The organism is Brevibacillus laterosporus (assembly GCF_030489605.1).
Taxonomy (GTDB): domain Bacteria; phylum Bacillota; class Bacilli; order Brevibacillales; family Brevibacillaceae; genus Brevibacillus_B; species Brevibacillus_B laterosporus_E.
Genome location: NZ_JAUKFY010000062.1, coordinates 1 through 1,258, shown reverse-complemented (window position 1 = coordinate 1,258; position 1,258 = coordinate 1). Strand labels below are relative to the sequence as shown.

2 protein-coding genes are annotated in these 1,258 nt (G+C 41.4%); both read left to right on the top strand.

Features of this window, described 5'->3' with window-relative positions; genetic code table 11:
- Positions 1 to 813, top strand: an 813-nt coding sequence (locus QZ995_RS23650) for a baseplate J/gp47 family protein (RefSeq protein WP_301812396.1), incomplete at its 5' end; no start/stop codon positions are given.
- A 4-nt stretch (positions 814 to 817) separates the two neighbouring features.
- Positions 818 to 1,258: putative phage tail protein (locus QZ995_RS23645; RefSeq protein WP_301812393.1), on the top strand; the 441-nt coding region annotated here is incomplete at its 3' end.

Below are 1,258 nucleotides of genomic sequence, written 5' to 3'. Positions count from 1 at the left end.
CCTGATCACTTTTTAATAACCACAACGCCAAACGGGAACAATCCCCCTGTTATGTTTCGAGTGAAAGCCGGTCAAAAGAAAAAAATTATTGCTGGCCAAAGTTCTGTAGAAAACGTATTGGTCGAATGTGAGGAAGAGGGGGAAGTCGGCAATGTTCCACCTAACTCTATCAACCTTATTGCCCAAGCAGGCTTTGATTATGTAACTGATTCAAAGGTTTACAGTTATGGAACCGATCTTGAAGACGAGGAAATCTATCGCGGGAGAATCCTGGAGAAAAAACGTAGACCAGGGCGCGGCGGAGCTGAAGATGATTATAAGTTTTGGGCCGAGAGTGTCCAAGGTGTTGTTTCTGCACGAGTAATTCCTTTGCGTCGGGGAAATGGAACGATTGACATTATCATAACGGGTGTTAACGGTATTCCAGATCAAGAAGTCATTAAGCGATGCCAAGTTTTCGTTGATAAGAAAGCCGCAGCCGGTATGAACGATGGTGGAGTACTTGTGATTGGACCTAAACCAGTCACAATAAACATTACTTTATCGCAAACAGTTTGGACATCGGGATTTGATCTTAATTCAGGTTCTCCTTACGTGATAGAGAATCTTAAAAATTATATCGAGAAAACGTCTAATAAAGATCGGGTTATCCGATTTCTCGATATTATTACGACTGCAAAGCAAACATTTGAACCGACAGACTCAAAAAAGAACAACCCTATCCTACTTGATTTTGTCATGGAACATCCCCTCGAAAACAGGGTGCTAGCTGAAGATGAAATGGCAGTAGTTGGAGAAATTATCGTGAGGTGAGCGTATGGGGTTTAAAGAGTTCATTTTCAGTTTCTTTCCTTCCGGATGGCTGAACCCTAGTGCAGATGGGAACAAACGCTTTTTTGGGGGAATTGGAAAATCCTTTGATTATGTTTATGAACTTGCCTATCAAGTCGAACAAGAATCATCCGTTTCGACAGCCGTTCATACTTTGTCTGACAGGGAAATAGAATACGGGCTTTCTCCTGAACCAACTTTGGATATTGCATCGCGAAGATCCAGACTGTTAGCTAGAATGCAAGAGGAAGACGGACCGGTTAATACCGAGGATTTCGAAAAGGCATTGGGGCTTTTATCAAACGGTATAGCAAAGGTTATTCCAAATCATAATGACTACTCTGTTCTTTATCATCTAACAGTGACTAGTAGCTTTCATTTGAATTTAATATTGTTGGAAGAGTACATTCGGAGAAATAAGCTAGCC